This is a genomic window from Streptomyces sp. NPDC043870 (genome assembly GCF_056435785.1).
The window spans coordinates 1-26,464 of sequence record NZ_JBWKDT010000062.1; the positions used below are offsets into that span (position 1 = coordinate 1).

Consider the following 26,464-nt stretch of genomic DNA (forward strand, 5'->3'; position numbering starts at 1 on the left):
TCCGGTCCGACAACCGCTCACCCGACGACTTCACCTGTCCAGGCCTTGGCACACCACACCCAACGACCCACCCCCAACAAAGTCACCGGTATTGGCCCTAAGCGTCGAGCTGGTGGTCGGCCCAGACGTAGGTTTCGGGGAGCAAGTCGGTGATGAGGACGGTTCGGACGCGGTCGTCTTTGCCGACGATGACCTTGAGGGCGGGAAAGTAGTCCAGAAGGACCTGACGGCACCGGCCGCACGGGGGGACCACTCCCCGGTCGCGGTCGCCCACGGCGACGATCGTGTCCAGCTCGTAGATGCCCTGGGCGGCTGCGGCGCCGACGAGGACCAGCTCGGCGCAGGGTCCTCCGGTGAAGTGGTAGGCATTCACCGCCGTGACGATCCGGCCGTCCTGGGCGCGGGCCGCCGCTGCCATGGTGTGATTGTCGCCCCGGCAGCGAGTGTGAGCTATCTGCGCCGCGGCCTGGATGAGTTCGTGGTCGATGTGGTCGACGTGGTGGATCTGGGTGGTCATCTTCTCTGCCTTCGTCAGGTGTCAGGGGTTCGCGCGCCTTGGTACTCATACCGGATCTTGGAGAACCGCGCCCTGCGGAGGAACGCGAGCAGGCACTGCGGCGTGTCGGGCAGGTGCTGCCGTGACCTGCCAGTTGCAGAGTCCGCGACTTGGTGAGCGCTGCGCCGGAATCCGGGCGTGGTGCGCACTCGTCGCGTCGGCTCAGCGTGAGCAATCGGCGGCATTGGAGTTCCGATCGGTCACCGTCAGTGACAGCTGTGAGGCATGGCCCTCTGCTGCCCCAGGGTGTCTACGCCTGTCAGTCATCGCGCCATGGCCGTGCTGACCGCAGCCGCGGCCCTCTGCGCCACGACCGCCCACCTTCCACGGCCGCCAGGAGATCGCCGGGTGGAAGGCCCGCGCCGTCAGTGTCATCGACAACGTCCACGTCACCGTGCGCGCCGCCCACCGCCACGGCGACCGGATCACCGTCGAGGCCGTCTACTCCGGCCACATCAAGGGCGCACCCAAGCCCTTCGCCGTGCTTATGACCACCCTCCTCGACCTCGACAAGAACCGCTGCCGGATCACCTCCGACCAGGACCACTACAGCCTCACCACCGTCCTCGCCCAGTCCGGCCTGCCCGCCAACTGGACCCCGCCCGCCTCCTGAACGGCAGCCAGAGCGCGCACCACCAACCGCACGCGCCCGTCACCCGCCGCGCAACGCCCGCCCGGGCAGAGCTGAGTTTCATGCGCTGGTCACTCGCCCGTGGCGTGCTCGCACCGGAAACCTCCGACCCGCCGGGCAGTCCCTGGTGGCGCGCCGTCAACGAACGGCTGCTGCGGGACAAGACCGAGGCCCATCTGCTGTCCGCCGGCGCCTCAGGCACAGCCAGCGCCCGCAGCGTCGAGTACTGGGAGGACTTCATCCGCAAGCCCGAACCTGGCCGCTGGTACCGCGCGCACAACGCCAGCATCGTCGCCGGCTACCTGCAGCACGAGGATCTGGCCGCCGCCGAGCGGCAAGTGGAGCGATTCATGATGAACGTCGCACTGCTCCGAGTCCTGTTCACACACGCGATGCTCGTGCAGCCGCGCCTCGCGCTCGGGCGGCTTGCCGCCCTCGGTCCTCTCATGGCCGACCCGCGCCACCGGACCGTCAAGGTGTTCCTCGACCTCGGCCGGTCCTTCCCACCCGAATACCCGGTCACCACGCCCATCGAGGAAACCATCCTCGACGAACACGCCCTCGCACGCATGCTCGACTACGGTGTGATCGCCCCACGGCTGCCGGCACTCTACGAGTTCTCGGCCGCATCGTTGGACCAGCCGCGGCTGACAGCCCTTCTGGACAACGGCGTACCGGCCTATGTATGGCCGCACGCGAACCGGCCGATCTGGTTCATCGGCAACACGGGCCCCCACCTGCGTACCATCGCCCGCGCCACCGGCGTGCGCCTGCTCTGGCAGCCGTCACCGCCGGCCCCCGCCCGCCGCAGACCGCACCGGTGACCGGGCCTCTGCGTCGCCGCAAATCCACCCGGCCGGCGCTGATCGTGGAAGAGCAGGCAGGTCGCCGTCCCGCAAGGCGGCGTGAGCCAGAACTCCCCGGCTCAGCCCTGAGGAAGAGAATCCGCTCCCTGCAGGGAGGGGAGCAGTCAAACACAGTCGTTGGTGACGTCCCAGCACGTCTCCTCCGGGAAGGGGTCGCCACCACCCGACACAGGCGGCGTGCTGGTCGACGGCGGTGGTTCGTACGTGGGCGGTGGTTCATACACGGTCGGACCCGGCTGCCGCGGGGTCCGCCCCGGCTCCGGCTCCCTGGGAACGGCCGGCTTCTTGGACGGGGTCACCGATGGGGCGTCCACCGTCCCGCTCGGCGCAGGCCCGTCCTTGACGGGCTTGGTGACGGCAGTGCTGGACGTGGCACCGCCCGAGGGACGACCGGACTCTGTCGACGGAGAAACAGTGGCTGTCGGAGCGCCCCTCCGGGGCACTTGCGGCCCGCCAGAGTCGTCGCGGGGAAACAGAATCCCTGTGGCAGCTGCCGTGAGGAGTACGACCACGGCACTGGCCGCGATCACCAGGCTCGGCCGCCGAAGACGACGCAGAGCCCCCTGCGGCCCCGTAGGTACGGGCTGCGCTGTCTGCGGTGCAGCAGAGGGATTCCCCTGCACCAGGCTCGTGGACAGGGCACCCGCGCCGGCGCCAGTCGCCGGCACAGCCACCTGCGGTGTCTCAACCGCGGGTGGAGGCAGCGCGGCCTTCTGCCCTTCTTCAGGAACAGCAGGGTTCTCCGCTTCGTCCGCCACACCAGCGACGTCCGCCTCAGCGGCTTCGCTGTGGGAGGCGGCCCCCTTCCGTGGGCCTTCTTCCAGGCCGTTTCGCGGCTCCGGGCCTGGATCCAGGTGCTGCGCGGCAGGCGATCCCACTGGCGCCGCATCTTCGGCCGGCACGACGTCGAAGGCGTAATGCTCGAGCTCAACAGCCAGGCGTTTGCGGACTCCCACCCAGGCCTCGACCGTGGGCTCGTCACCGCCACAAGCGCGGACGAATGCGGCCAGCAACTCCTCGCGCGGCAGCTCCTGCCGGTTCAGTACGCCGGCGAGCGTGGCACGCGGCAGAACGTCGCCGGCTGCCCCCGCCCGGCGTTCCAGCTCGCGATAGCTGAGATGCGCCCACTGCCGTAATTGCCGCATCACTGCCACGAACTGCGCAGAGTCCCCAGCGTCATGCGGGCGCGGCATCCCCCCGTCCACCTCAGTTCCCCGGTTTCTGTTGTCGGAACTCAGTCATCCTCGGCAGCTTAGACAACCGGGACGGGCTGTAACCCGTCCTCTCCTCGATCCATTGACGCCGGCTCGCGATGCGCCGGCCCGCACTCCGAGCGCAGGCTCGGCCTCAGCTGTCGCATCAAGCCGGGCGCACCACGGCTGCCCGGCACATCTCCGTAGTCCGGCACGAGCAACGCGGGGGCCGTCGCACCGCAAGCTCTCCCAATGCCCCACCCCTGTACCCACCCGTTCTACGAAGACAACTGTCCAGGACTGAAGGTCTTGTTCAGGGTGAAGAGTATGGAACCGCTCGCTTGAGTGAAGGTTCTTGCCTCGGGGCAGCGCCAATCTCGCGCGGAAACCACGTGCGTGCTTGGTGCTGTCGAGGGACTGGCCTGGTTGGATCTCGGCATGACGGATTGGTCGCAACTCAGCCACGCCTACGGTTCCGCAGAAGACATATCCGCCTTGCTGGACCGGATCGCATCGCAACCGAAACGCGAACTCTGGAACGACCTGTGGTCGGCGTTGTGTCACCAGGGGAGCGTCTACTCGGCCAGCTTCGCGGCACTGTCCTGGCTGGCCAGCGTAGCTGGCAATGATGACCGGGAGGAGGCGGTGAATGCCCTGACCCTGGCAGGAGCGAAGTCCTGGCCTGGGGGCTCGGAACGAGGAGTACGAGATCTCCTGTCCCGGTTGCGAGACGAACCTGTTCATCGTCCTCGGTGAGCGCGGGTTCTTCTCCACCAGCGTGGACTACGCGCTCTCGGAGGGCGACATCGAGATGAGGCCACTACGACCGGCCGACCCCGCAGACCTGGATGGCATCGGCCGCCGTCTCCACGACATCGCGACCGCTGACGGTCAGCACGAGGTCGCCGATGCGTGACCTACGTCTTCGGCGGCGCGACATGCCCGGACTGCGAAACCGACTTCTTGGTGCCCGACCGGATCAGTGCTGACTGGTCTGCCACACGATAGGGCCAGGGGGCGTCGCCACCTTCGCCGGGAACGGGCGCAGGATTCCTGGGTACTCGAACTTCGGTGAGACGAAACTGCAGGTTCGTAACGCCGATCAGCTCGCCGAGACCGCCGTCCACGCCGCCGAGCACCAGCACACCAGCTGTTGCGCGACGGGCGGTGCTACGAGCTCAGCTGGTGGTTCAAGGTCCGGGTCGGAAATGCGCCTCGGAACTTGAGCGGGGTCAGTTCTGGGCGGTGGGCCGGACGACGATCTCGTTCACGTCGACGGTTGCGGGCTGCTCGATGGCGAACGCGATGGCTTGGGCGATCGCCTCCGGCGGGATTGCGATCCGGTCCCGCATCTCCGTGATCTGCGCTCGGACCTGCGGATTGGTTGATGCCTCGGCGAAGGCGGTCGCTACTGCGCCGGGCGAGACGGTGGTCACCCGCAGAGAATCACCAGCCTCCTGGCGCAAGCCTTCGCAGATGGCGCGGACCGCGAACTTCGTACCGGCGTAAACCGCCATGGTCGGCACGATGCGATATGCGGCCGTGGAGGCGATGGTGATGAAGTGGCCCGCGCCCTGGGCCCGGAAGACCGGCAACGCTGCGCCGATTCCGTGCAGCACACCCTTTATGTTGACGTCGATCATCTGGTCCCACTCGTCGACCCGCAGATCGTCCAGAGGCGAGATCGTGCCGGCACCCGCGTTGCTGACCAGCACGTCGAGTCGGCCGAATCGCTCGCCGGCCAGTGCGACCAGGGCGTGCAGGTCGTCCCGTCGCGTCACGTCCGTGCGGGTCTGCACGGCCGTGCCACCCGCCTTCTCGATCCTCGCCACCAGCTCCGCGAGGCGCTCGGACCGGCGTGCACCCAGGACGAGCCGCGCGCCTCGCTCAGCAAGCAGCAGCGCGGTCGCCTCGCCGATGCCGCTGCCGGCTCCCGTGATCGCCACGACCTTGCCGTCGATTCCCGACACGATGTCCGCCTCTTCCTTCTGAATTACCGGCAGTTGGTGACCTACAGAGGTCATCGGCGGGAACCACACCTCCCACTCGGGATCCAGTGTGTGAGGTGTTTAGCCTGGTATCCAGAACGTACTTATTCTGGAACCAGGGGTGCCATCCACCATGCAGACGCAGCCGAATCAGCGCCGTGAGCTGGGCGCTTTCCTTCGCAGCCGCAGAGAGCGGATCACCCCTGACCAGGTCGGACTGCCACACACAGGCCGACGGCGGACCCCGGGCCTGCGCCGGGAAGAACTGGCGCTGCTCGCCGGGATCAGCGCCACCTGGTACACGTACCTCGAGCAAGGCCGGGACATCCGCACCTCGGACCAGGTGCTCGACGCCCTCGCCTCGGCGCTGCAACTCGACCGGTACGAGCGCGGTCATCTCTTTCAGCTCGCCGGTCACGCGGCTGCGGTCGAACCCGAAGAACCCGAGCCACTCGCCGCCGAGGTGGCAGCCGTACCGCTCCTGCTCCAGCCGCATCCGGCATACATCATCGGCGGCAACTACGACGTGCTCAGCTACAACCGCGCGGCCGACGAGCTGTTCCCGCACCTCACCGCGGCGGCAGACCGGCCGGCGAACTTCGCCCGCTGGGTGTTCCTCGAGCCTGCCGCCCGGGCCGTTCTGGTCGACTGGGAGCTCGAGGCACGCGGCCTGCTCGCCCGGCTGAGGACACTGGCCGGACGCCACCCGGGCGACTTCCGATACTCCCGGCTGATCGACGAGCTGAACACGGGCAGCCCTGAAGTGCGTGCCTGGTGGCCGCAGTACGACGTGCAGGCCCGGCACGGCGGACGGAAACGGCTACGGCGCCCGGGAGGTGGGGTGATCGATTTCGCCTACACCGCCTTCCACCTGGCCGAACAGCCAGAACAGTCACTGGTGATCTACTCCGACAACCGGGACTCGGCTGATTGAGCTTCAGGCAGCCCATCGCTTTCGCGGCTTGACAAACCGCATGACGGATCGATGAGACAGCACATCGGCGCGCTGAATCGACGAAATCGCGCATCGCACCCAAAAGGCGCCCCACACGGGGGCCGTACGGGCGGCCGATCTCCAAGGCGCCGTTGGGCACGACGTCGGAGTCCGGAGGGGCGCCAAAGTGCCGCACAGGTGATCTCGGCCGTCCGAACCGGCGTTGAGTGCTCCATACGGGACGCCCAGCGCCACCGACGCCAGGCATGTTGGGCGAGACCTGGGGCTCAGCCGGGAATCAATCACGAGGTTCACCAGCTCGCTCGGGGGCGGCCGGCGTTCGCGTCAAGATCACCACATGGTCCCTTTCAGGTTTGCCTTGGCCGGCCGGTCCGCTCCTCGGCACGTTGACACGCGTCTGTTGACATGTTGCTATGAGGCGCCGCTCAGCCGGACCTGGGCCGCGTCGCATGCCGCTCGACGGGAGCGGCACCGGATCGAGGGCCGCTTGACCGGGCGGCATCCCGATGCCGCTTCGGAGCGGCGCCCCCGAACCCAGAGCGAGGACCCATGCCGCAGCGCGCCGCGACCATCGTCGGCGGCGGGATCGGCGGCCTCGCGGCGGCCATCGCCCTGCACCGCCGGGGCTGGCGCGTCGAGGTGCTGGAACGGGCCCTGGATTTCACCGAGATCGGCGCCGGCATCTCCCTGTGGCCGAACGCGCTGCACGCGCTCGAGGCGCTCGGCATGGCCGGCGCCGTCCGGGCACTCGGCGCCGTCGAGGCAACAGGCGGCGTACGCGACCGCCAGGGCCGCTGGCTGTCCCGTACGGACAACGCGGAGCTGGCGCGCCGCTTCGGCCATCCTCTGGTGGTCCTGCACCGCGCGGACCTGTTGCGGGCGCTCACCGAGGCGCTGCCCGCGGACAGCCTGCGGCCGGGCAGCGAGGTGTCCGCGGTCCGCGACGACGGCCACGGCCTGGTCGTCGATCACCGTGGGGGCGAGTCCCGCCCCGACCTCGTGGTGGGCGCCGACGGGCTGCGCAGTGCGGTCCGCCGCGCCCTGTGGCCCGACGCGGCCGGTCCCCGGTACGCCGGTTACACCGCCTGGCGCATGGTCACGGAGCCCCTCGCCGAGCCGCCCTCCGAGGGCGCAGTGACCTGGGGCCGCGGAGCGAGGCTCGGCTATACGGCGCTGCCGGGCGGGCGGATGTACTGCTTCGCGACCGCGTCGCTGCCGGCGGGAGCGGCCTCCGGTTCGTCCGAGTACGCCGAACTGCTGCGCCGGTTCGGGTCCTGGCCGGATCCCGTCCCCGCCCTGCTGGCCGCCGTCCCCGCGGACGCGGTGCTCCGCCACGACCTGTACGACCTTCCGCCGCTGCCCTCCTTCGTCCGCGGCCGGGTCGCGCTGCTGGGCGACGCGGCCCATGCCATGACCCCCAATCTGGGCCAGGGCGCGTGCCAGGCGCTGGAGGACGCGGTCACCCTCGCCCATTGCCTCGACGGGACCCCGGACGTGGCCGCGGCGCTCCGCTCGTACGACCTGCTGCGCCGCCCGCGGACCCAGGCCATCACGCGCCGCTCCGCCCGGCTCGGCGCAGTCGGCCAGTTGTCGTGGCCGCCCGCGGTGCTGCTGCGCGACGCGGCCGCCCGGCTGACGCCGACACGGGCAACGCTGCGTTCCATGACGCCGGTGCTCGGCTGGACCGCGCCCGGTGACCCGTTGACCGCGACGGAGAGCGAGAGCCGCTGATGCCGGACTGGACGTATCACCCGCTGCGCGGCCTGGCCGCTGCCGTCCTCGGCCGGCGTCGTTCGCACCGCACCGCACTGCGGCTGCTGGCCTCGATCGGCTCCCGTCCCGCCGGTGCGCGGCTGATAGCCCGCGGGTTCGGCCACCGCCATCCGCCGGAGCGGCTCGCCGGCGAGATCGCCGGCGTGCCCGTGAACGTCCGCCTCGGCATATCCGTCCCGCCCTCGCTCGCCCGCGAAGCGGTACGCGCCATGCCCCCGCTCGGGGCCGGTGTCGTCGAGGTGGCACCTGTCTCGGCGGCCGACGTGGGGACCGTACGCGAGGCCGCTGCCGGCCGCTCGATCCCGCTGGTTGTCCGCGCCTGCGACCCGGAGGCCGAGGCCGCCCTCAAGCCCCACGTCGACGGCTTCACCAGCGGGGACGACCCGCACGTGGTCCATGCGTCCGACCCGTCGGTCACGGCCGCGGCCGCCGCGCTCGAACAGCCGGGCGCCGTCGTGCTCGCCCAGCCCGGGGTGCTCGTCGCGGCCGGACCCGGCTGGTTCGCACGGGTCACCGAGGCGGCCACACCCACCGCGCCCGCTCCGGTGCTACGGGATGTCGGCCGCGATCCCCGCCGCTGGCCCGCCTGGTGGTGGGCGCTGCTCGTCGGGCTCGGCATGACGGGCGCCGGACTCGGCGCCGCGGTGATCACGCTCGGGCCGGTGCTGCTCTGGTACGACCGCGACTACCTCGGTATGACGCTGCACGAACTACATGCCGCCAACCACCACCTCGTGCACTTCCTCCAGCACGACCGGATCACGATGGCCGGCACGATGGTGGCGATCGGCGCCCTCTACACCGGCCTCGCCGTGGGCGGGATCAGACGCGGCTGGCCCTGGGCCCGCGAGGTGTATCTGCTCTCGGGGGCGATCGGTTTTCCCACCCTGTTCTACTTCCTGGCCACCGGCTTCGTCGAACCCCTGCACACCGCCACCGCCACCGTGCTGTTCCCGATGTTCGTGGCCGCGGTCCGTCGGGCTCCGCACGCCCCGCGGTGGCGTCTTGCGTCCGAGGGGCCGGAGCCGGAGCGCCGACGGGCGCTGGTCGGCCAACTGATGCTGATCGTCACGGGAGCGGGGCTGTTCGTCGGCGGAGCGGTGATCTCGGTGGTCGGTCTGACCGGCGTCTTCGTGCCGACCGACCTGGCCTTCCTCGACACCAGCACGCAGACGCTGGCAGCCGTGAATCCCCGGCTCGTGCCCTTCGTCGCGCACGACCGCGCGGGGTTCGGCGGCGCCCTGATGGCCGCCGCGGTGGCGATCATGCTGCTCAGCGCGTGGGGCTGGCGGCGGGGTGAGGCCTGGGTGTTCTGGACCCTGGCCGCGGCGGCGACCGCCGGCTTCCTGCCCGCTGTCGTGGTGCACGGTGCGATCCACTACACGGACTTCATCCACCTCGCACCGGTCTACTTCGGCATCGCCATGACCGGCGCCGGCCTGCTGCTCGCGCGTCCGTACCTCTGCGCCGAGGCGTCGGCCAGGCCGAAGGACTGACTGCCGCGTCTTCGGCCGCAGCGCGGCCGGTGCCGGTGAGCGGACTGGCGCAGCTGCTCCACGAAGCCCGGAACAGCAACCAGTTGGCGGTGGTCGTGATGCGGATCCCGTCCAGACACTTTGCCGAGCACCTGGCGTGGTCCACATCGGGCAGCGTGTGCGCGATCCGGCGCATCACACCGACGAGCGGCCGCTGCGCACCCCGCTGCCCCGCCGGAGCAGCCCGGCGGAATTGTGCGAGATCGGTAACAGCCGGATCCATTGCCGTCCCCACCCCGTCCTCCCGAGTGCGAGTCGGATGCCGGCGTAGGAAGAGCGGGGGCGGACATGGGGCAGAGTCGAGGCCGAGGGACGAACGGCCGTGTACTGGCGGCGGCGGTCGGCGTGGCGGGGGTCACCGCCCTGGCCGCGGCGTGGACCACTCAGGCCGTCCCCGCCGGGGCCAGTCCGGCCGCCCCGTCGAAGCCGAAGCCGATCGCGGGCCAGACCTCCGTGCCTGATCCCAAACTCCCTGCCCCCGTTGTCAGCATGGACATCGCCCATGCCTCCGACAAGGGCCCCAAGGGCGTCAACATCACGATCGACGACGGTCCGGACCCGACGTGGACGCCGCAGGTCCTCGCCGTGCTCAGGGAGAACGGCGTCAAGGCGACCTTCTGCATGGTCGGTACGCAGGCCCAGGCCCATCCCGACCTGGTCAAGGCCGTGGTCTCGGATGGTCACCGGCTGTGCGACCACTCCGTCTCCCACGACACGACGATGGACACCGCGTCACGTGCCTACCAGGCCAAGGAGATTCTGGACGCGGAGCGGATGATCACCGAGGCCTCGGGCGGTGTCGAACCGCTCTACTACCGTGCTCCGGGAGGCGCGTTCACACCGTACAGCCGTCAGCTCGCCGCCTCGCGGGGCATGCGGCCACTGGGCTGGAACGTGGACTCCAAGGACTTCAAGCAGCCGGGAGCGGCCGCGATGGTGAACACCGTGAAGAACGAGCTCTCCAACGGTCCGACGGTCCTCTTCCACGACGCAGGCGGTGACCGCGGTCAGACGGTGGATGCCCTGCGGCAGGTTCTGCCGTGGTTGCGGCAGCAGGGGTACGTCTTCGGCTTCCCGGTGCGGTGAGACCACAGTGAGCCTTCGCCGTCCGTCACGGGGCTCCCTCGGCGAGCGGGCCCGGGCGGCGGAAGGTGTACTTCAGGCAGTGGGCTGTGGTGAGCAGGTACTCGCCCGCCGTGTCAGCTGCGGCCAGCCGCCGAACTCCGCCCCTTCGGGGTTGCGGCCGAGGTCGACCGTGTCCAGCATCCGCGTCTCATTGCGCCGCAGCCCGTAGGCATACGCGGTCTTGAACAGCATCGCGTCACGGAATGCGGGCAGCCATCCCTTGCGGCCACGTCCGCGGACCCGGCTCATTCCGTCGTCGGCGTGGTCGAAGAAGGACATGGGCCGCGGGCCGCCCCGGGCGGGTCCCGTCCTGATGTTCTGCCGCTTCGGCCCCCTTCCACGCAGGGGCCGGCTTGACGCAGGGACCGGCGGGGGATCGGTGCGGGCGCCGGCCGCGTGCTGGTGGGCGCAGATGATTCGGGTGGCGGGATCCGAACCCGCCACCCCGTCGGCCCGGACACGGGCTACTGCGATGGCGGGAAGACCAGCGGGGCCGAATCGGACCGGGTTACGCCACCCATCAGCTGGAAGTTGATCGCCACCCACGATCGCCGTCTGGGCTCGCCGCCACCCGCTCGCGTACATGAACAGGACCCGTACCGAGCGCGAGGGTGGCGCGTAGCCCTGGCCACTCCTGCCGGGCACCAGGGTGCGCGCGACCTTGGCGGCGGTCCGCGCTCCCTCGTAGCGAGCCGACAGCGTCGAGGAACTCTGCGGCGGACGCGCCCCAAAGCCGTGGGCCCTCCCCTTACTTCACCACCTCCGTGTCGTAGAAGCAGTAGTGGCCGGCAATGGCGGCCACTTCGGGTTTCGGATCCAGGTAGGACCAGACCACGTCGTCCGCACCGGGGACCAACCAGTAGGAGGCGTCGCCCTTGAACGGACAGTAGGAGGTTGCGGCGGACGGGATGAGCAGGTCGGTTCGTACGTCGGCGGGCGCCAGGTAGTACCGGACCGGGCAGCCGGTCTCGCGCAGGACCAGGGGCTGCCGGCTTTCGGCGAGCAGCCGGCCGTCCCGTACGACGCGGACATGCTCGGTGCCCCGCTCGACGGTAATGCGGTGGCCCCCGCCCTGGCTTTCGGGACTTGTCTGTCGTGAGTGTGAGGTCATGACCGGTTCAGCGTTCCGGCGGGACTCAGTGTTCCCGGCTGCCGCGCCCAGTGGTGGCTGTCGGGGCACCTCGCCCGCTCAGGAGCACACACGCACGGCCGAGCCGGTCCAGGCGGACATCCCCAGTCCGAGGAGGATCACCTCGTGGATCATGCGGCCCCTCGAGGTCCTTACTGCGAGCCAGGATGAAGGGCTGCTTCAGGTCCGGCTCGCCTGCCCGGACATCACCCGGGCCTGCGACCTCGCCCTCACCTTCGCCGATCCCGTACGTCACCGGCACGTAGACCTGCTGCTGGAGTGGATCCGCCAGGCCGAGCAGGGAGCCCCGATGCGGGCTGCACCGGCTTCCTCCGCCAGGACCTCGACGCCGTCACCGCCGGCCTCACCCGTAGAGCTCCGGGGGCACAGCGGGAAACGTGAACCGGGTGAGGACGCTCGAGCGGATCATGTACGGTCGGGCCTCGTTCGCCCCCTCCGAGATCTGATGCTCACGCAGCCTTGAGTCCCGAGTTCAGGGGGAAACATCCGGCGGCACTACCGCACGTACAAAGTCGACCGGAGGCGGAGTGACAACTGTGTAGTACGCCATGGTGATTGTCTACCAGCAGCCCACCGCGCTCGGAGGCCATGGATACACACCCACCGCGGCAGGATCACGGACTTCCGGCCAGAGCCCCGAAATGCCCGAGCATGCTCAACGTCCCGCCGTCCCGAAAGTCAGGCCATGGCTCGGCCGGCGGCGGCGACCAGTTCCTCAGTCGCTGCGATGGCGGCCTCGCGGCGGGAGGCCAGGTCGGGCTGGTTGGTGGCGTTGCGCAACTCGAACGCGGCAGAGGCAGCCTGACGAGCTGGCTCAGCTAGGGACCTTTCAAGGACAGATACCGCCACCAGTGGGCCGGTTACGGCCCAGTCAGGCGCGCCGGGGTGGGGAGCTCCGCAGGTCGTCCGGTGTGGCCGCTGATGCCTTTCCGCTGCCGCAGCCCTGTCGGTTGCTGTCCGGCTTCAGCGGCTTCAGAAGTTGAGGCAGGCCTTGTTGCCGATGCTCGTCAAACCCAACCAGGGGGGTCAGGTCGCCTGTTTCCGCTTCACCCAACCCCAACGGCAAAACGGACACCAACTGGTGAATTCCCCTCAAAGATCACCCAGATGTCCAGGTAGAGTCGCCGCTCGCAGCAGGCCTCCCGGGTCAGACTTGAAGCGAACATTTCCGGCAAAGGGACAGATATTCCCTTTGGTCCCCAGAAGACTCGGAGATTTGCCATGCGCAGAATCAAACTCGCCCTGAGCGCGGCCACCGCTTTCGGTGCAGTCCTGTACTGTGCCCCGCTGGCCTCGGCCGCACCGCCCATGGTCTTGTTGACGCGGGTCACCGAGGCCACAACCGTTGGGGACGGTACCAGCCAGGGCAGCCAGTTGGTGATCGCCGAAGATGTCTACCGCGACAACCAGAAGGTCGGCCGAGCCGGCGTCACCTGCACGATCGTCCGCATCGACCCCATGGACAACTCTCGCGACATGCAGTGCCTGTCGACGTTCCTCCTCGCCGGCGGCGACATCACCCTGCAGGGGAGGCTCACCTTCACCCAGGCCCCCACAGACTTCGATGTCGCGGTCACCGGAGGCACCGGGATCTACAACGACGCCCGCGGTACGGCCCACGGCCACGTCGTCAACGAAACGGACACCGAAGTCATCATCACCCTCAACGGCTGAAGCAACGGCTGGGGCTGCTTGCCCACCGTCGCCTCGGACGCCTCGCCGGAGCCGAAGCAGCGGTCGCAGCGGTACACGGCGTACCACGCGGTGAGGTCGAACATGCTGCCCGGGTGGCGGCCGAAGTGAACGAGGTCGCCCTGTGCACCAGAGGTCGGGGCGGCCCGCATGTCGCCGCACCCGGTGCAGCCGGTCCCCTGTACGTCCACGGGGATGCCAGGGGTCCGACGATCAATTGGTGACCGGAGCGGATTCCTTCGGTGTTCTTCGGGACGAGGGGCAGGCCGAGGACCTGGCGCAGGTCCCGGCATCGGCTGGCCGGTGTCGGCGAGTACGGCGAGGACGTGCTGGTAGGCGCGGTGGTCCGGAACGAGGGGTCTGCGGTTCCGGTTCGGGGGCGAGCTCCTTGGCCAGGCCGAGGAGGGTCTTGCGGGTGATCCGCAGGTGGTCCATCTCCTCGTCGAGTTCACGCAGCCGTGCGGCCAGTTCGTCGATGCGGGCCTGGGCCTGCTCGGCCTCGCCGGTCAGCGCCCGCTCCCTAAACCCGGCAGCGGCAGGTCGCCTCCCCAGCGGTCGTACCGCGCCTCCCACAGCACCCCGCCCGCAGTACCGGATCCGCCCATCCCCTCCCATGCTCCAGGTCGCCGGAGCGCATCTGCTCCAACGCCTTCCGTCCCGGGCAGAGGACGACATCGCGCCGGGGCTGCCGGAAGGACTCGTCCGGCCGATACGTGCAGAGCTCGCGGGAGTTGAACGGGACGCGGTCCGGCTCGATGCGCCCCGGCGGCCGACTCCGGCATGGTGAGCAGTTCGACCAGCAGCCTCTCCGGCAGGTTCCCGGACCGCTGATCAAAGTCGCTCGCCGCGCGTCCAGGGGGCGAACTCGGCCCGCTCTTCGTCGCCCGCCGCACGTACTGCGCCAAGCGGGTCCTCCTCGTCCGGCTCGGCGGAGATGGGCTCCCACGACCTGGGCAGCCGGACAGGTGCACCGCCTCGACCTGATACGCCCGGCTCGCATCGAAGTCGGAAGGGAACGCGGCCAGTTCGGCCGGATCAGGGCGGGTGCGCAAAGAGTTCCGGAACGGGTCGGTCATACGACCGAACCCTGACGACGCTCCAGCAGGAACATCCGGCGCAGGTGACACTCCAAGGTGACCGCGATGCGTACGTAGAGCTCGATGTGCTCCACAGAGGCGCTTGGGCCCGGCCACGGCGCCGAGCTACGCCGCCGCGGCACACCCACACCGAAGTGCTGCTCCACTGCACCGAGGAGACCCCGGCTCTCGGCCCCCCTCGTGTGCGGACCCCTACTCCCGCCCGAGCCAGAGGTCAGGGCCGAAGACCTCGTAGTGGATCGCTTCCGCAGGCACGCCGCGGCGCAGCAGGTCGCCCCGGATCGCCCGCATGAACGGCAGCGGGCCGCACAAGTAGGCGGTAAGCCCCGGGGGGAGGTCCAGGCTGCCGACATCGACCCGGCCGGTCGACGCCTCCGGCGCCTGGTCGCCGGGCTCCTCGTACCAAAGGTGCAGCCGGGCGTCCGGCAGCGCCCGCACGAGGCTGCGCTGCTCCTCCCGGTGCGCATGGTCGACGGGGGTGCGGTCGGCGTGTACCACGGTCACCGGACGGGTGGAGCCTGTGGAGGCGAGGTGGTCCAGCATGGCCAGCATGGGCGTGCAGCCGATACCGGCTGAGGCCAGCAGCAGCGGGGCGTCGCCCTCCGGCAGCACCAGGTCACCGAAGGGGGCGGACACGGTGAGCACGTCACCCGTCCGCGTGTGCGTGTGGAGCCAGGACGAGACCTCGCCGTCCGGCCGCTCGGCGTCGTGGACGCGCTTGACGGTGATACGCCAGCAGGAGTGGCCGGGTGCGCCAGACAGGCTGTACTGGCGGATCTGCCGGGCACCATCGGGCAGTTCGGCCTGGACGCTGACGTACTGGCCCGGACGGAACGGCCCTGTGGGCCGGCCGTCTGCGCGCCGTAGCAGGAACGAGACGGCGTCGAGGGCCTCCTGGGTCCGTTCGATGACCTCCATGCGGTGCCAGATGCCACCCTCGGTCGTACCGGCCTCCTGGTAGAGGCGGGCCTCGATGGCTATCAGCGCGTTGGCCATCAGCCAGTACACCTCGTCCCAGGCCGAAGCGACCTCGGGGGTGACGGCGTCGCCGAGCACATCGGCTACCGCCCCGAACAGGTGGTGGTGGACGATCTTGTACTGCTCGGACGTGATGCCGAGGGAGGCGTGCTTGTGCGCGATCCGGGCGAGCATCGCGTCGGGGCGGTCGTCGGGGCTTTCCAGCAGCATGCCTGCGAACGCGGCGATGGAACCCGCCAGTGCCCGCTGCTGTTCCCCGTTGGCCTGGTTGCCCCGGTTGAACAGGTCCCGCAGCAGCTCGGGATGGGCATCGAACAGCTTCCGGTAGAACAGCTCAGTGATGTCCCCGATGGCGGCACCGACTACCGGGAGGGTGGCCCGGATGACAGGGGCGGACTCCTCAGAGAGCACAGCGACTCCTTAATTGGTTAATGATCTTCGCATTTAAGGGGGTGAGCGACCGATCACCTTGACGGGTGTGAGCTACTCCGGCGAGCGGACCGTCAGCCCGACGAGCACCGGCCCGGTGGGCGAGCCCACGAGGTCGGTCACCGTCAGCGGGTCAAGCGTGGCGTAGAACGCATTCTGGGCGTCGCGCAGCGCCCGCCGCAGACGGCAGGCTCCCCGCAGCGGGCACGGCGGATCGTCCTCGCAGGCGACAACTTCGCCCTCACCCTCGAGCTCCCGCACCAGCCAGCCGACCGAGGCCCGCCGACCGAGGTCCGTCAGGGCCAGCCCACCGCCACGGCCTCGCCGGGCCTCCACCACTCCCAGGTGCTGGAGGCGCGTGATCGCCTTCGCCGCGTGGGTGTACGGCACGTTCATGACCTCCGCCACCTCGCGGGTGGTCAGCGGGTCGTCGCCATCCTGGGAGACCGCCAGGCGCATCACGGAACGCAGCGCCAGGTCGGTGAACTTTGTCAGCCGCACAGCCCGGACACTAACAAATGCGCATGCGAGACTCCGATTTAAAAGCGCCCTCGGCCGTGTGGAGTGCGTCACGGGCAGGACCGCTTACGGACCTGGTCCCGACGGGTCGGTCCGCCGGCGGTGGATCACGCACATCGGACGGTGGGACCTGCCGACTGCGGACACCAGCGGCCCTCTCGGCCCGACCGGCGGCGCACCCCTCCCCCCGTGCGCCACCGGGTCGCTCGTGGCGCCCGACAGCGCGCCGGCCGGTGCGCTGTGGCGGTTGACGGTACTCGGACGGCACTCGACGCCACTGCCGTCCGCGTCCCGTCCGCCCGGCGAACATCTTGCGGACCGACGCCGAGCAGCACCGGCCGCTGCCGGGCGACTCCGACCTGGCCAGGGCGACTACCTCTGCTCCGGCCCCGTCCGACTCGAGCACCTGCCCACGGGATGGGGTGAACGCAACCGCGAGGCATACGTGTCCGGAGCGCAGTCTGTGAGTTCCACGCCAAGCGAGACGACTTCCAGGTCCACTCTTACGGATCTTGGATGGCCTCGAATGGGACAGTCGGAGGCCTGTGGGACGATCACCCGCATGACGCCCGATCCTCAGTCGACGGCTGGCACCCACGTACGGCTTCTGGCTGGTCACGCTGCAGCCGGGCACCCGGTGTTCGAAGTGCTGCCGGCCCGGCAGGTGGATTCTGACCTGTTCGAGTTGGCGGGCAGTCCGGGCCTGGTGCTCGGATGCGCGGCTGGTGATGTGCTGCGGGTCGCCGATGACGGTCAGTTCGAGGTTGTTGAGCAGGGCGAGAACCTGTGCATCCAGACTGCCGGCCAGGGCCACTTCAGCCACGAGTCGTTTACGGAACTCAGGAAAGCGGTCGAGGATCTGGGGGCCATGGCCGAGGCACCGCCAAATCTGCGGTTCATCGTCGTCACCGTCGGCCGCTCGGTCGGCCTGCCCGCGATCGAGCAGATCATGGACACCTGGGTCGCAGGTATCGATGGGGTCGAGTGGTGGTTCGGCAACGGGGATCGAGCAAGCACCTCTTACTGAGCAAGTCAGCGGGCGGACCACTGGGACACCGTGCGGGCAGCGCAGGCCGCGCCGACATCACTTCGCTGCTCGCCGCTGGACCGGGAAGCCGCTCAACCGGCCACCCTGCGGGGCTGCGACGGTCTTCGCGTTCCGCGGTGGCTGCATGTGCCCCGCGGCGTGCTGTTCACCGAGACAGTCGAGGGCCCCACTCTGGCACACGACCGGCGGCCACCACGGCGGCGCGCGTGTGAAGGAAGCTGTCGCTCGACAGGCCGCGCCCGTACTCCTTGCGATCCAGTCGGTAGAGCGCCCATGACAACTGCTCGGCGAACCCGATGACCATTGCCAGAGGCCCGGAGGCCGGACGGCCGTAAGTGCTGCGGCCAGCTGTTCGGCGTCGGCCGCCTTACGGGCGCGTCGCCGCCTCGTGAAGGGCTTTTGTCCGTCCACAGCGGGCGATGAAGAAGGCAAACGAGAGTTCCCACCCCTTGCCACTCTCAACGTATAGCGCACCGGGGGGCTTGCGGCAAGGCCCGGGTCGTGCCGCAGAATCACTGGCCGAGCCCAGAAACCTGCGGAAATGGGAGATTCACGAAGTGCGTGCTTTGTTGTCGGTTTATGGGTCGTGCGGTGGCGTCGGGCAGGTGGTGGGACTCGCGCCGCTGTTGCGGGCTCTCGGCACCGAGGTGCGAGTGTGCGCGCCGCCGGACTTCGCGGGCGCGACCTCAGATCGGAGCTGATGATATGAACCCCTTGATTACCAGCGCGTTCGACCTTCCCGACCAGCTCTCCCCCAAGGCCGACCCGATGCTGATCGCCGGCGACGAGGAGCACTTCGCAGCCATCGCGGAGACCCTGGAACAGGCGATCGCCGAGCTGTCCGACCGCCTCGATGCCGAGCTGAAGGCACCCGGCGGCGTTGGCCGGCAGGCGATGGACCGGGACGCGGAGGTCCACCGGCTGACCGGTCGTCTGCGTGCCTTGCGTCGCTTCGGTCTGGATCTGTGCCTCGGACATGTCGTCAGCGCGGACGACCCCGAGCCCGTGTACATCGGACGACTTGGCCTCACCGACAGCAAGGGTCGTCGGCTGCTGCTCGACTGGCGCTCCCCCGCGGCTGAGCCGTTCTTCGCCGCGACACACGCCAGCCCGATGGGTCTGGCGAGCCGCCGCAGGTATCGCTGGACCCGCGGCCGGATCAGCGACTACTGGGACGAAGTGTTCACCGCCGACGGGCTTGAAGGGCACGCGGCGCTCGACGACCAGTCCGCCTTCATCGCCAGCCTGGGCAGCAACCGGTCGACCCGGATGCGAGACGTGCTCGCCACCATCCAGGCCGACCAGGACGCCATCATCCGGGCGGGTTCCCGCGGCGCTCTCGTCGTCGACGGCGGTCCGGGTACGGGGAAGACCGTCGTCGCTCTGCACCGCTCCGCCTACCTCCTCTACTCCGACCCTCGCCTCGGTCACCGTCGGGGCGGCGTACTGTTCGTCGGTCCGCACCGGCCCTATCTGGCCTACGTCGCCGACGTCCTCCCCAGCCTCGGAGAGGAGGGCGTGCAGACCTGCATCCTGCGGGACCTCGTCGCCGAGGGAGCCGGAGCAGCGATCGAGACCGACTCGAACGTGGCCCTCCTGAAGTCGTCCGCGAACATGGTGAAGGCGATCGAGACAGCCGTCAGGTTCTACGAAGAGCCGCCCGCCGAGGGGATGACGGTCACGACCTCGGGGTCCGACATCTGGCTGAGCGCCGACGATTGGGCCGAGGCGTTCGACGCACCAGAACCAGGTACTCCGCACAACGAAGCGCGCGACCAGATCTGGGAGGAGCTGGTCACGATCCTGATGGACAAGCACGACGGCGATGTCTCGCCCGGCCTGTTCCGAAGGTCGCTGCTGCACGACAAGGAGCTGGTCAGGGCCCTCGACCGCGCGTGGCCGATGCTCGAAGCGGCCGACCTCGTCGGAGACCTGTGGTCGGTACCCGCCTACCTGCGGATGTGCGCCCCCTGGCTCAGCCCCGATGACGTTCAGAAGCTGCAGCGCGAGGACGCCCAGGCCTGGACGGTGTCCGATCTGCCACTCCTGGACGCGGCACGGCAGCGGCTCGGCGACCCGGAGGCGTCACTGCGCAAGCGTCGGCACGATGCCGCGGTCGCCGCCGAACGCGAGCGCATGGCCGGTGTCATCGACAACGTGCTTGCGGCCGATGACGACGGTGAAGGTGCGGTGACGATGCTGCGCGGACAGGACCTGCAGGACAGTCTGATCGACGAGACCGCACTGCCGGTCACCGAACCGGACCTGCTCGCCGGCCCGTTCGCACACGTCGTCGTGGACGAAGCTCAGGAACTCACCGACGCGGAGTGGCAGATGCTGCTGCTGCGCTGCCCGTCCCGGAGCTTCACGATCGTCGGGGACCGCGCCCAGGCCAGGCACGGGTTCACGGAGTCGTGGCAGGAACGCCTCGAGCGGATCGGGCTCGACCGGATCAGCGTGGCCTCCCTGAGCATCAACTACCGTACGCCGGAAGAGGTCATGGCGGAAGCCGAGCCGGTCATCCGGGCCGCGCTCCCGGACGCCAACGTGCCGACCTCCATCCGCAGCAGCGACGTACCCGTCGTACACGGATCTGTTTCGGATCTTGACTCGATCATCGGCACCTGGCTCGCTGCGCATGCCGAGGGGATCGCCTGCGTCATCGGCGATCCCACGTTCCGGGCCACATCCCGCGTCCGGTCGCTGACCCCGGAGCTGTCGAAGGGGCTCGAGTTCGATCTGGTCGTCCTCATCGACCCGGAAGCGTTCGGCAAAGGTATCGAAGGAGCGGTCGACCGCTATGTCGCGATGACCCGAGCGACCCAGCAACTCGTCATCCTCACGAGCTCCTGACGTCGGCCGGGAACAACGTGTTCGCTTTTCGCCGATCATGAGGACCGCCACCGAAGGAGTCTGCCCGGGCTTCGTGGTCCGCGCCGCGCTGAGTCAGCGGCCGATGACGACCGGGTGCTGCGATGCACCGCATCTGACGCTGCGGCCTGTTCCTCGAAGATCACCCGGACAGGACCTGGGGGCCGCTGTTCCGCTGCGGCAGCGGGTGATGAGAATGGGCCGGGTGAAACGCATACGCATGGTGATGAGTGCCCTGGCCCTGCTCGTGGCCGGCTCGGTGGGTCTGGTCGCCCCCGGGCCGGCCGCGGCCGCGGATGCTCCGCGGTCCTCGACCGGCCAGCGGTGGGCCCTCCAGGTCGCGGACGGGGTCACGGGGAAGGACTTCTACGTCGCAGCCGAGCTGAGTGACACGCTCGGCACGGACCAGAAGGGCAGGCTGCGGGCCAGGACCACGGCCCCCTCGCCGTCCGTGATCGGCACCTGGGAGACCTTCACCCTGCACACCGCCGACAACGGCGCGACCGTCTCCCTGCGGAACGAGGAGAACGGCCTCTACGTATCGACCGAGGTCAACCACGCAGCCCCCTACACGAAAATGCTGCGCGCCCGCGCGCAGTCCATCGGCACCAGCTCGGGCGCCTGGGAGAAGTTCCAGCTCCTCAAGGACTCGCAGGTGGCCGGGGCCTACAACCTGAAGTCCATGGCGACGCAGCAGTACGTGTCGGCACGCTTCAACCTCACCCCCGCCGGCGACCAGGGGCTGCTCCTGGCCGCCTACGGCGCGGCCTCCGGGTCGTGGGAGCGCATCCGGCTCGTGCCCGTGCCGAACACGGGCCAGTACGGAGACACGGCCAACCCCCCGGGCGACGACGAACAGCGCGGCCGGAACCGTGAAGAACGTCGTGTCGTGGAACGCCTGCTCCAACAACAACGCCGACTGCGCCCTCGACAACGCCGAGGTGGCCACCGTCGGTGACACTGTCGCCGCGCGGGCCGCCGACGCCGACGCCGACGTGATGCTCGTACAGGAGTTCTGCGAGAAGTCCGCCGTCCCGTTGGAGAGCAGCCTCGAGAACCGGCGCGTGGGCGGCCTCACGGACTGGGACGTGCGGTTCGCGCCGACGTACCGGAAGATGACCGGCACCGACGTCCTCGCCCAGAAGCACTGCGCGAACTCCTCGGGCGGCGCCGACCGGGGCGCGTACGGCATGGCCGTCGCCGTCCCGAGCGAGAACACCTGGTACCGCTCCTGGGTCCTGCCCTCGCGGGACACCGCCGAGCAGCGCCCGCTGATGTGCGCGACGCTGCCGTCGCAGGGCACGGCCTACTGCGGCGGCCACTTCAGCGCCGGGGTCGCCGGCGACGACGTGAACGAGACCGGTGACACCAACCCCACCGGGTACTTCAGGAACGAGCAGGCGAAGACGGCCTTCCAGCAGGCCTCCACGCTGCGCGGCCTCGGCTACGAGGTCGTCTTCGGCGGCGACCTGAACGCCAGCCCGCCCGACGCGCCGCAGGAGCCCGGTTCGGCCCCGGCGTGGGTGCTCGAACCGCTCTACTACCAGCCGGGAGTCGCCGACAGCCGCTTCGAGGAGTGCGACCAGCAGGCCCACGGCGGCTCGCGCACCGGTGCCCCCACCCATGTGAGCGCGTCGTCCAGCCTGAAGCTCGACTACATCTTCGGCCCGCAGAGCGCCGACTACTCCTGCTCGACCACCGCCACCGGTGTCTCGGACCACTATCTGATCCGTGCCGTGGTGAGCTACCACTGAGTGAGGAACTCCCCTTCCCGGGACCGTCGGGACACCCTGCCGGTCCCGGGTCCGGTGTGCGGCTGCCCGACGGCGCTTCGGACACAGGTGACAGCCGAGCGGCACCTCACCGGCCAACCGCCGTGCCCTCGGTGGCGCTGGGCGCGCATCGCTGAACGTAGGCCACGACGTCGCTCTATCTCGCGGGACTGCGGGGGTCGCGAACGACCCCCGCTTTCCGGTACGGACGGCTCCAGCCATTGCCCAGCGGAGATCCGACAGTTCGCCCGCCCCGGGAGCCCAATGGGCCACCCGGTGTGTGGGGATATTCGTTTCGCGCCGTGTGGTGAGCGCCTTACTGTGGCGCGGTGACGACTCAGATGATCATTCTCAACGGTGGTTCCAGCTCGGGGAAGTCCGGGATCGTACGGTCTCTGCAGGCCGTACTGCCGGATCCGTGGCTGGCGTTCGGCTGCGACTCGTTCGTCGACGCCGTGCCCGCGAAGATGCAGGCGTCGGATGGGGGGATCGTGTTCGCGGCGGATGGCGGGGTGAGCGTCGGGGCGGAGTTCAGGGCGCTGGAGGCGGCCTGGATGGAGGGGGTCGTGGCGATGGCCCGTGCTGGCGCCAGGGTCATCATCGATGACGTCTTCCTCGGCGGAGCGGCGTCCCAGCAGCGGTGGCAGAAGGCTCTGGGCGAACTGGCCGTGTTGTGGGTCGGCGTCAGGTGTGAGAGTGCGGTCGCCGCAGGCCGTGAGGTCGCACGAGGAGATCGCGTCCAGGGCATGGCCGCGTCACAGGCGGATGTGGTTCACCAGGGGGTGTTCTATGACCTGGAGGTCGACACGACGCATACCGAGTCCCTGGCGTGCGCGCGAACCATCGCCGCCCACGTCAGCTGATCGCCGGATCGGCTCCCGGGCCCGGCCGGCAGTCGCAGGCCGCTCGAGCTGCGGCGGTGCTGGGGCCCCCGCGGATGCCTGTGTGTTCGGGATCGCCGTGGCCGCGGCAGGACATGCGCAGGCCCGGCCCGGATCGAATGGTCCTGGGCCGGGCCGGGATTCACCTGCCGGTCAGCTCGTCATGCTGGTGAACATGCCGGGCTCGTAGGAACCCCCCTGGTTGTTCAGGATCACACCGAACCGGTTGGACGCGTTGATCATGGCGACCAGGGAGACCAGTGCGGCGATCTGGTCGTCGTCATAGTGCTTGCGCACTTGGGCCCAGGTCTCGTCGGACACGCCGTCGTGGGCGTCGGCGAGTCGGGTGCCCTCCTCGGCGAGCGCCAGCGCGGCTTGCTCCGCCTCGGTGAACACGGTGGCATGGCGCCAGGTGGCGACCAGGCCGAGCCGGAGCGAGGTGTCACCGGCCGCTGCGGCCTCTTTGGTGTGGATGTCGACGCAGAATCCGCAGCCGTTGATCTGGCTGGCGCGCAGGCTGACCAACTCCTGGATGGTCTTGGGCAGCGACGACTGCTCGATCACCTGGCTGACGTTGTAGGTCCGCTTGGCGATCTTGGAGCCGATCTCGTTGGCGAGCAGGTTGAAACGGGGTTCCATGGCTTCGTCCGCATTCGTGGACCTGCGTGCCGCGCGGATCGTCCGCGCGGCGTCCTGACGAACACGGGATGCCGGCGCCCCGCTCTTTGTGACAGCGCCGGTTGCGTGACGAGCCGCACAACGACTCGACGTCACAGAACAACGGTGCCCGGTGTCTGCTGGGTGACACAGTCGAGAGTGCGGAGGAACCATCCATGGCCGGCACGTCGGAGACCGCGCCCGAAGTCCGCGGTGGGGGCAGGAGCCACTACGATCGCCCGGACCCCGCCACCAGCGCGTTCGTTGCCCACCGCAGCCTGCTCTTCACCGTCGCCTACGAGATGCTCGGCTCGGCCGCCGACGCGGAGGACGTCCTCCAGGAGACCTGGCTGCGCTGGGCGGATGTCGATCTCGACGCCGTACGGAATCAGCGCGCCTACCTGGTCCGGATCGCCACCCGCCAGGCTCTGATCAGGCTGCGTACGCTCGGCCGCCGCAAGGAGACCTACGTCGGCCCCTGGCTTCCCGAGCCGCTGCTCACCACACCCGACGTGGCCGAGGACGTCGAGCTGGCCGACAGCGTCTCGATGGCGATGCTGCTGGTCCTGGAGACGCTCACCCCGAACGAGCGGGCGGTGTTCGTACTGCGTGAGGTCTTCGACCTCGGCTACGACGAGATCGCTGAAGCCGTCGACAAGAGCCCGGCCGCGGTCCGCCAGATCGCCCACCGGGCACGGTCACACGTCGCCGCGCGGCGCCCGCGCGGAGTCGTTTCCCCGGCCGAGACCCGAGACGCACTCGGGGCCTTCCAACGGGCGGTCGAAACAGGCGACTTGCAATGCCTGCTCGACATCCTCGCGCCGGATGTCGTCTTCCTGGGTGACGGCGGCGGAGTCGTGCAGGCCACGCTGTCGGCCGTCGTGGGCGTCGGCAGCGTGGCCCCGCTGCTGGCCGCTTCCCGGCTAGGCAGCACCGCCGCCGAGGCACCGCTGCAGCCGGCACAGGTCAATGGCCACCCGGCGCTGGTTCTCCGGCTCAACGGCGAGATCGACACCGTCCTGGCGGTGCGCATCGACGACGGCCTCATCACCGGGCTCTACGCCGTGCGCAACCCCGAGAAGCTGTCGCATATGCAGCGGGAGACCGTCCTGCACCGCTGAGTCCGGCGGCCCGAAGACATCCCCGGCACGCCCCTGCGGGAGACCACGACCAGCATCTCCCCGCAAGGCCCGGGGCGGGCGGGGCCACTTCAACCCGTCACCAGCCTTAATATGCTGGCGTGCCCCGCCCGCTGGGGCTACCCGGAGCCAACCTGCGGCGACCGCCTGACAACGTCGGCGCCGCCCCAGGTCAGCGGAGGGAACGGGGATCGTTTCGTCAGGGTGTCTTCAACCGTCAAAAAATCCTGTCCGGTTGTCGGACACGCGGTGATAGAGAGTCAGTATGACAACGACACTTGAGTTCGCCGTCCTGCTGCGACAGATCGACGAACGGTCGGTCGCGTTCCGGGCCTCGGTCGCCTCCGCACCCAGCCTCGACGTGCAGGTGCCGACCTGCCCCGAGTGGACGCTGTTCGATCTGGTGCAACATCTGGGCGAGGTGCACCGCCGCTGGGCCGCCACCGTCGCCGCAGGGCCTGCCGCCGCTCCCCCGGCCGAGACCGCTTCGGAGGGCGCCCCGACTGCGCCCCGGGAGCGCGAGGCACTGCTGGCCTGGTCGGCCGAGTCGACGATGCTGCTGCTGAGCGCGCTGCGCGAGGCCGGGCCGGATCGCGGTTGCTGGACGTGGTGGGGTGCGTCGGAGTCGCCGCAGACGTCCGGTGCCGTCGCTCGGCACCAGCTCCAGGAGGTCGCGGTGCACACTTACGACGCCCAGATCACTGTGGGTGCCCCGCAGCCGTTGCCGGACGAGGCGGCACTCGATGGTGTCGACGAGTTCCTGTCCACTTGCTGCGCAACGACGAGTGCCTGGCCGCACGAGGCCGCTGACGTCGACTTCCACGCCACCGAGGGCCGCTCCTGGCGCCTCTCGCTCTCCGCCGACGGCGCACGGATCACCCGTCTCCCCACGCCCGGCACAATGCCCGCCACCGCTGCCGGCGAGGGCCCGGATGCGGCCGCTGCCTCTGCCTATGCCTCTGCCCGGGGCACGGCCGGTGAGCTCGTACTCACCCTGTACGGCCGTATTCCGGTGGACTCTCTGAAGCTCGACGGCGACCGACGTCTCTTCGACCTGCTTCAGGCCTGGGAGCCGGAGGACTAGGACGCCGGGCTCCGGGTCGAGGTCGGCGGCCTGGCCGTGCCCGTCGAGCCGTCACTCGGGTGCTGCGGGGCGGCCAGCTGGTCATGGCGAGAGCCTGGAACATCCCGTGTGGCGCCCGGTCAGCCGGCCTGGGCTTGTTCGGCCTGGGCCTTGGTGTGGGCGAGGCGGTAGGACTCGGTGCCGGTCCGGATGATGGCGCCGTTACAGGTGAGGCCCTCGCCGTCTGCGGCAACGGCGGCTGCAGCAGCGCCCATTGGCAGTCCGTCAGATCGAGTCGGCTCATCCCGAGATCGTTCCACGAGTCTGATCAACGTCTCCCGCGCGGGGGGGGGGGGGGGGGGGGGGGGGGGGGGGGGGGGAGGGGGGGCGGGGGGGGGGGGGGGGGGGGGGGGGGGGGAGGGGGGGGGGGGGAGCCGGCCCCCCCCCCCCCCGCCCCCGGCGGTCGTGGGCCGGAGCCGGAGCCTGGGTGGGTGGGGGTGCAGGCTCCGGATTGCGGGCCGCCGCCGTGGAGAGCCGGATGAGCCG

The 26,464-nt window shown here is 69.6% G+C and carries 25 protein-coding genes; 16 read left to right on the forward strand and 9 right to left on the reverse strand.

The window, feature by feature from the left end; translation table 11 throughout:
- Window positions 1-97: 97 nt before the first annotated feature.
- Window positions 98-517, reverse strand: a complete 420-nt coding sequence (locus AC0699_RS36410; protein ID WP_478669492.1) for a cytidine deaminase family protein — start codon at window positions 515-517, stop codon at window positions 98-100.
- A 433-nt stretch (window positions 518-950) separates the two neighbouring features.
- Between AC0699_RS36410 and AC0699_RS36415 the strand changes: the two genes are divergently transcribed.
- Together AC0699_RS36415 and AC0699_RS36420 are read left to right on the forward strand one after the other, a co-directional pair.
- Complete coding sequence (locus tag AC0699_RS36415; RefSeq protein ID WP_478669495.1) at window positions 951-1,169, forward strand: hypothetical protein; 219 nt, start codon at window positions 951-953, stop codon at window positions 1,167-1,169.
- An 80-nt stretch (window positions 1,170-1,249) separates the two neighbouring features.
- Complete coding sequence (locus AC0699_RS36420) at window positions 1,250-2,011, forward strand: hypothetical protein (RefSeq protein ID WP_478669499.1); 762 nt, start codon at window positions 1,250-1,252, stop codon at window positions 2,009-2,011.
- A 146-nt stretch (window positions 2,012-2,157) separates the two neighbouring features.
- On the opposite strand, the gene AC0699_RS36425 is transcribed toward AC0699_RS36420, so the two are convergent.
- Window positions 2,158-3,246: a helix-turn-helix domain-containing protein gene (locus AC0699_RS36425; protein ID WP_478669503.1), complete on the reverse strand. Its 1,089-nt coding sequence runs from the start codon at window positions 3,244-3,246 to the stop codon at window positions 2,158-2,160.
- A gap of 345 nt (window positions 3,247-3,591) precedes the next feature.
- Here AC0699_RS36425 and AC0699_RS36430 point away from each other — a divergent pair, with 345 nt between their 5' ends.
- Window positions 3,592-4,002: a hypothetical protein gene (locus tag AC0699_RS36430; protein ID WP_478669507.1), complete on the forward strand. Its 411-nt coding sequence runs from the start codon at window positions 3,592-3,594 to the stop codon at window positions 4,000-4,002.
- 22 nt (window positions 4,003-4,024) lie between these two features.
- Complete coding sequence (locus tag AC0699_RS36435) at window positions 4,025-4,162, forward strand: hypothetical protein (RefSeq protein WP_478669511.1); 138 nt, start codon at window positions 4,025-4,027, stop codon at window positions 4,160-4,162.
- 316 nt (window positions 4,163-4,478) lie between these two features.
- On the opposite strand, the gene AC0699_RS36440 is transcribed toward AC0699_RS36435, so the two are convergent.
- The gene (locus tag AC0699_RS36440; RefSeq protein ID WP_478669573.1) at window positions 4,479-5,216 is read right to left on the reverse strand and encodes an SDR family oxidoreductase; all 738 of its coding nucleotides are present in this window, start codon (window positions 5,214-5,216) and stop codon (window positions 4,479-4,481) included.
- A gap of 151 nt (window positions 5,217-5,367) precedes the next feature.
- Between AC0699_RS36440 and AC0699_RS36445 the strand changes: the two genes are divergently transcribed.
- The 4 genes from AC0699_RS36445 to AC0699_RS36460 all read left to right on the forward strand — a co-directional run bounded on the left by AC0699_RS36445 (window position 5,368) and on the right by AC0699_RS36460 (window position 10,583).
- Window positions 5,368-6,168, forward strand: coding sequence for a helix-turn-helix transcriptional regulator (locus AC0699_RS36445; RefSeq protein WP_478669514.1), 801 nt, complete (start codon window positions 5,368-5,370; stop codon window positions 6,166-6,168).
- Between the two features lie 570 nt (window positions 6,169-6,738).
- Window positions 6,739-7,920, forward strand: a complete 1,182-nt coding sequence (locus AC0699_RS36450; protein WP_478669517.1) for an FAD-dependent monooxygenase — start codon at window positions 6,739-6,741, stop codon at window positions 7,918-7,920.
- Window positions 7,920-9,458: a hypothetical protein gene (locus AC0699_RS36455; RefSeq protein ID WP_478669521.1), complete on the forward strand. Its 1,539-nt coding sequence runs from the start codon at window positions 7,920-7,922 to the stop codon at window positions 9,456-9,458. Before AC0699_RS36450 ends, AC0699_RS36455 begins: the two co-directional genes overlap by 1 nt.
- Window positions 9,459-9,785: 327 nt before the next feature.
- On the forward strand, window positions 9,786-10,583 hold the full coding sequence (locus AC0699_RS36460) for a polysaccharide deacetylase family protein (protein WP_478669525.1): 798 nt from the start codon (window positions 9,786-9,788) through the stop codon (window positions 10,581-10,583).
- A gap of 72 nt (window positions 10,584-10,655) precedes the next feature.
- Here the strand turns inward: AC0699_RS36460 and AC0699_RS36465 are convergent, their stop codons facing one another.
- Both AC0699_RS36465 and AC0699_RS36470 read right to left on the reverse strand, forming a co-directional pair.
- Window positions 10,656-10,901 (reverse strand): hypothetical protein, encoded by a 246-nt coding sequence (locus AC0699_RS36465; RefSeq protein ID WP_478669528.1) that lies wholly within the window; start codon window positions 10,899-10,901, stop codon window positions 10,656-10,658.
- 469 nt (window positions 10,902-11,370) lie between these two features.
- On the reverse strand, window positions 11,371-11,733 hold the full coding sequence (locus AC0699_RS36470; protein ID WP_478669530.1) for a DUF427 domain-containing protein: 363 nt from the start codon (window positions 11,731-11,733) through the stop codon (window positions 11,371-11,373).
- A gap of 1,260 nt (window positions 11,734-12,993) precedes the next feature.
- Between AC0699_RS36470 and AC0699_RS36475 the strand changes: the two genes are divergently transcribed.
- Complete coding sequence (locus tag AC0699_RS36475) at window positions 12,994-13,446, forward strand: allene oxide cyclase barrel-like domain-containing protein (protein ID WP_478669532.1); 453 nt, start codon at window positions 12,994-12,996, stop codon at window positions 13,444-13,446.
- Window positions 13,447-14,753: 1,307 nt separating this feature from the next.
- Here the strand turns inward: AC0699_RS36475 and AC0699_RS36480 are convergent.
- Together AC0699_RS36480 and nsrR are read right to left on the reverse strand one after the other, a co-directional pair.
- Window positions 14,754-15,950, reverse strand: coding sequence for a globin domain-containing protein (locus AC0699_RS36480; protein WP_478669535.1), 1,197 nt, complete (start codon window positions 15,948-15,950; stop codon window positions 14,754-14,756).
- A gap of 72 nt (window positions 15,951-16,022) precedes the next feature.
- The gene (nsrR, locus tag AC0699_RS36485) at window positions 16,023-16,469 is read right to left on the reverse strand and encodes a nitric oxide-sensing transcriptional repressor NsrR (RefSeq protein ID WP_478669539.1); all 447 of its coding nucleotides are present in this window, start codon (window positions 16,467-16,469) and stop codon (window positions 16,023-16,025) included.
- Window positions 16,470-17,049: 580 nt separating this feature from the next.
- On the opposite strand from nsrR, the gene AC0699_RS36490 reads away from it, so the two are divergent.
- From AC0699_RS36490 to cpt, 5 genes are all read left to right on the forward strand, one after another.
- Window positions 17,050-17,514, forward strand: a complete 465-nt coding sequence (locus AC0699_RS36490; RefSeq protein WP_478669542.1) for a DUF4265 domain-containing protein — start codon at window positions 17,050-17,052, stop codon at window positions 17,512-17,514.
- Between the two features lie 726 nt (window positions 17,515-18,240).
- Window positions 18,241-20,388: an RNA polymerase recycling motor ATPase HelR gene (gene helR / locus AC0699_RS36495; RefSeq protein ID WP_478669545.1), complete on the forward strand. Its 2,148-nt coding sequence runs from the start codon at window positions 18,241-18,243 to the stop codon at window positions 20,386-20,388.
- Between the two features lie 223 nt (window positions 20,389-20,611).
- On the forward strand, window positions 20,612-21,364 hold the full coding sequence (locus tag AC0699_RS36500; RefSeq protein WP_478669548.1) for a fascin domain-containing protein: 753 nt from the start codon (window positions 20,612-20,614) through the stop codon (window positions 21,362-21,364).
- Window positions 21,279-22,160: an endonuclease/exonuclease/phosphatase family protein gene (locus AC0699_RS36505; protein ID WP_478669551.1), complete on the forward strand. Its 882-nt coding sequence runs from the start codon at window positions 21,279-21,281 to the stop codon at window positions 22,158-22,160. The genes AC0699_RS36500 and AC0699_RS36505 overlap by 86 nt, the downstream gene beginning before the upstream one ends.
- Before the next feature lie 347 nt (window positions 22,161-22,507).
- Complete coding sequence (gene cpt, locus AC0699_RS36510) at window positions 22,508-23,041, forward strand: chloramphenicol phosphotransferase CPT (RefSeq protein WP_478669554.1); 534 nt, start codon at window positions 22,508-22,510, stop codon at window positions 23,039-23,041.
- Window positions 23,042-23,212: 171 nt separating this feature from the next.
- Here the strand turns inward: cpt and AC0699_RS36515 are convergent, their stop codons facing one another.
- Window positions 23,213-23,698: a carboxymuconolactone decarboxylase family protein gene (locus tag AC0699_RS36515; protein WP_478669558.1), complete on the reverse strand. Its 486-nt coding sequence runs from the start codon at window positions 23,696-23,698 to the stop codon at window positions 23,213-23,215.
- A gap of 194 nt (window positions 23,699-23,892) precedes the next feature.
- On the opposite strand from AC0699_RS36515, the gene AC0699_RS36520 reads away from it, so the two are divergent.
- Together AC0699_RS36520 and AC0699_RS36525 are read left to right on the forward strand one after the other, a co-directional pair.
- Complete coding sequence (locus AC0699_RS36520) at window positions 23,893-24,837, forward strand: RNA polymerase sigma-70 factor (protein ID WP_478669561.1); 945 nt, start codon at window positions 23,893-23,895, stop codon at window positions 24,835-24,837.
- A gap of 283 nt (window positions 24,838-25,120) precedes the next feature.
- Window positions 25,121-25,939 (forward strand): maleylpyruvate isomerase family mycothiol-dependent enzyme, encoded by an 819-nt coding sequence (locus tag AC0699_RS36525; protein WP_478669564.1) that lies wholly within the window; start codon window positions 25,121-25,123, stop codon window positions 25,937-25,939.
- Between the two features lie 119 nt (window positions 25,940-26,058).
- On the opposite strand, the gene AC0699_RS36530 is transcribed toward AC0699_RS36525, so the two are convergent.
- Window positions 26,059-26,193, reverse strand: coding sequence for a hypothetical protein (locus AC0699_RS36530; protein ID WP_478669568.1), 135 nt, complete (start codon window positions 26,191-26,193; stop codon window positions 26,059-26,061).
- Window positions 26,194-26,464: the final 271 nt, after the last annotated feature.